Source organism: Abditibacteriota bacterium (genome assembly GCA_017552965.1).
Taxonomy (GTDB): domain Bacteria; phylum Armatimonadota; class UBA5829; order UBA5829; family UBA5829; genus RGIG7931.
In genome coordinates this window covers 1-4,139 of the sequence record JAFZNQ010000136.1, presented here as the reverse complement: position 1 = coordinate 4,139, position 4,139 = coordinate 1, and the positions used below count along the sequence as shown (strand labels likewise).

General features: G+C 50.7%; 3 protein-coding genes. All 3 read left to right on the top strand.

The annotated features are described in order from the left end of the window. Positions 1–896, top strand: an 896-nt coding sequence (locus IK083_11105) for an IS256 family transposase (protein ID MBR4750101.1), incomplete at its 5' end; no start/stop codon positions are given. A gap of 130 nt (positions 897–1,026) precedes the next feature. Continuing rightward, on the top strand, positions 1,027–2,007 hold the full coding sequence (locus IK083_11100) for a hypothetical protein (protein MBR4750100.1): 981 nt from the start codon (positions 1,027–1,029) through the stop codon (positions 2,005–2,007). A 282-nt stretch (positions 2,008–2,289) separates the two neighbouring features. Further along, the coding region (locus tag IK083_11095) for a hypothetical protein (GenBank protein MBR4750099.1) at positions 2,290–4,139 on the top strand (1,850 nt) is incomplete at its 3' end.

Sequence of the window (4,139 nt, the reverse complement as noted above, 5' to 3'; positions counted from 1 at the left end):
TGAAGATGTATTCTATGGGAATAACCTATAGCGAGATCTCGGAGCTGCTTGGTGAATACTTTGGCAACGGATATTCAAAGAGCGTGATCTCAAACATTACCTGCGCGGTGACCGGGCTGATAGACGAATTTAAAAACAGACGTCTATCCCGCCGTTATGTAGTCATCTACGCAGACGCGACATGGCTGAATCTCAGGCGTGACAGAGTAGATAAAGAAGCGCTGCATGCCCTAATAGGCATAACCGATGAAGGCAAAAAGGAGATACTCTCCTATGCGGTATATCCCAACGAATCCGCCTTTAATTATGAGCATATGCTTAAAGATATAAAAGACAGAGGCGTAGAGCAGGTGTTGCTTTTTGTTTCTGACGGTCTGAAAGGCTTGGGCTATGCTTGCAAAACGGTTTATCCCGAGGCGAAGTTTCAGCGCTGCTGGGTCCATCTGATGAGAAATGCCGAATATATGGTAAGGAAATCGGATCGCACGGCTGTTCTCGATATGCTGAAGAGGGTATATCGCCAGACAGATGCCTCGTCTGCGGAGGATGCCCTTAACGCCGTAGTAGAGAAGTACGGGAAGTCCTACAGGAAACTCGTTACACTGTTTGAGAACAGAGACGATCTTTTTTGCCTGTATGCTTTTCCGGAACAGATAAGGCGCTGTATATACTCTACTAATGTAGTGGAAAACATACACCGGCAATTAAAACGGAAAACCAAGAAAAAAGATCAATTTCCCAGCGAGGATTCCCTTGAAAGGTTTGTCTTCAGCTTTGCGATAAACCTTAACAAAAAAATATATGAGAGAATACAGCCCGGCTTTCTGATGTGCAGAAGCGAATTGGACGAAATGTTCGAAAGACAATACTCTACCCATGAAGGAGGCTTGCCATGAAAAAAAATTGACGCGACTATAATCAGCTGATAAAAGGAGACCTATTTGTGATATAATAAAGTTGTATTGCTCTTGCAGAAAGAGTTTACACAAAATTTTGGAAACTACCTGACTTACGGAGACCCGGTAAATGGAATCTAAAAAGACTGTTATTCTCGTAGCCTTTTACCTTGCCGTTTTAGCCGCTTGTATCGTAGTGACCGGCGTCGGCAAACATAATGACGTAAAGACCGGTATGCGGACTGATTTGTCAACACCGGGCAGCAAAAAGATCGAGACAAAGGATGAGTCTATTCCTTACGATCCCGAATTCGGGCGCTTTGACTGTGTCTTGGCGCAAAACAACAAGGAGACTTATGATCTGTATATCGACAAGAAAAAGGATTCCCGTAAGCTCAGCATAGTTTGCCGGAACAAGCATAGAGTTATCATATCACATACACAAGACTTTGACGGCGTAGATAATTATCCAGAGTCTCCCATAACAGATTTCATTATCAAGCATGACAAAGTTCGATTTTTGGAGTTGGCAGGAGGGTGTATTTGGTGCTGCGAAAAGTATCTGGTCGATAATAAAACAGAGTTAATGGATGAACAGTTGATATATCGTATAAATGCGCAATCGGCCTTTAACGGCCACGTAACTCAGGCAGTATTTATAACGCCGGATATTATACGGATCAGCAATTCCGTCGGAGCGGTAATGCATTACGGGATCCGTAACAAAAAAAGAATATATGCCAAAGACCAAAACGGCAAGGTGATCGGCCTGCCGGAACTGACAAAAGAAGAGATCAGGGAGAAAGAAAGAATACCTGCGCTATCTGTAAAAGCGGTTTGGTGGAACGGTGTCGGAGAACGCGAAGTGCCTTCAGGTGGCAGGAATATAGAAAAAATATCTTCAACGGAACCGACATATACCGATAACGGTTTTGACGGATGGATACGGATGGATGATAAAACAAGAAGTATGATGCAAGACAGGGTTGAGGCATTTTCCATTGTTATGAAAAAGCCCAGGAAAATACTGCTGAAAAAAGACGGCAAAGTTATTTCGCTAAAAACCACACGCGGGCTTGACGTACGCGATAACGTGGAGTACGTATATTGATAGTGAATTGTCAAACTAAGTACAACAGTTTTGGATTTCAAGGTCCCAAAGAAACTGAGCAGAACAATATTTAAGAACCTTACGAGGCCCGGCGTTGATAAGCGCCGGGTTTCGTTTTAATGCCGGGCGGATATGTTTTGCCTTCTTCTCCGGTCGTTCCTCCAACCTCATCCCGGAGCAGCATTATTCTCCCAAAGCCTATCTCTTCTCTCCGTCTGTGGTATAATTAATAAAGACATCACACAAAACGAGGTAACGATGCAGTATATCATTTCCCTTATCATGGTTTTATTACTGGCGGCGCAGGTCTTCGCCGCCGACACAGTATCCGCCAGCCTGAACGGGCTGGAGCTGGAGATAGAAAAAGGCACCGGCTCCATCATCTCTCTGTCGGTGCCGGGCCAGGGCAGGCTGCTGGACGCCCGCAGCGAAGCGGCCTCCATTCTCGACCTGGCTTATCCGGTGCCGGAGTTTGAGCCCCTGCGGCTTGCCAGCCGCTTTTCCAAAAACGCCGAGATCAGGGTGACAGACAAAGAGGTCACCATACACTGGGAACGCTTGGGCGCCTCCCGGGACTATCTGCAGCCGGAGGGCAGCGTCAGGGCTACGGTGACCATCACCGCCCTGGACGGCGGCGTCAGCACCTGCTGGAAATGCAACATAATCAACGATTCCCACACGGCTGTACGCCAGGTCCTGTTTCCGGACTTTGGCGACATTATCCGCTTTGCCGGCGACGACACCCTCCTGAAGACCTGCGGCTTCAGCATGGAGCCCTTCAGCCAGCTGGCCCCCAGCGAGGGACGGCTGGGACAGCAGTTCTGCATGGACGCCTCCTATCTCAGCGAGGAATACACTCCCGGCGGTCTGTTTGACAGCATGATGATGCGCTGGTTCGACATCGGCAGCCACAAGGGCGGCCTGTCCTTTTATCCCGAGCAGTGGGGCTGGGACAAGCGCACCCGCCTGAGAGCCACCCGGGACGGCATAGAGGAAAAGCTGCGCCTGTCCAACGTGGACCTGCGGGACATAGGCCCCGGCGAGACCTGGGAAAGCCCCTCCTACATCCTCACCGCCCACGCGGGAGGCTGGGCCAAGGGGATAGAGCCCTACGCCCGCTACGCCTATTCCAAAATACACCGCCCCTACCCCGTGCCCAAAAGAGTGCAGGAGGCCATAGGCTTCCGCTCGGTGAAAATGTGTCTGGGCTGGGAAGCTGACAAGTCGGACCCCCGCTGGCGTTTCAGCGATTTCCCCGCCCTGTGCAAGGAGGCCTCGGAGCACGGCCTGTCGGAGCTGAACATATGGTCCTGGCACCGGGGCTTCAGGCTTCCTCTGCCGGAGCCCTACACCCATCTGGGGACCATGGACGAATTCGTGGAAATGCATAAGCTGTGCAAGGAGCGCTACGGAGTGGAGGTGACCCCCTTTATATCCGTTCTGATACAGGCCAGAGAGGGGCTGGAGCGCTACGGGGTGCCCACGCCCCAGGGCAACGGCAACAACTGGACCCAGCACACAGAGACCATCCCCAGGTTCCAGCCCACCTACTCCTCCCTTTACAAGGGCGAGCAGATAGGCCCCGCCAACAAACAGTGGAAGCAGGACGCTCTCGAAAGCATGAACGCCCTGGCCGACAGGGGACTGCCCTCCATCAGCTGGGATCAGTATTTCAATATAGCCGAGGGCGACAACAACATGGTGGATATATCCAGGGAATTCCGCCGGCACCAGAAGGCCATAGATCCGGACAGCACCTGGTCCGGAGAAGAGGTGTATAACATGGAGATATCCATGGAATGGCTGGACTACACCTGGAACTGGGGAGGCTTCCGTGACAAGCAGGCCTTCAACAGCATTTTCAAATATCCCCGCATAAATATGAACGTCACCCAGAGCGGCAGCGAAGCCAAAAAGATGTTTTTGGACAATTTTTATATCAACGCCTTCCCCCGCATCGGCACCGATATCAACGGCAACTGCTATCTGAAGGACATCCCGCAGCTGTCCGAAGCCCTCAGGACCTGCTGGGGCATAAAACAAAAATACATGCCCTATTTCACCGAGGGCAGGCTCATAGGCGACTGTATCTCCACCGAATTCGTCAGCGGAGCCACCAAGGTGTCCGCCTA

Coding starts and splice junctions, on each gene's coding strand:
- IK083_11100 (MBR4750100.1), top strand. CDS start 1,027: ATGGAATCTAAAAAGACTGTTATTCTCGTAGCCTTTTACCTTGCCGTT.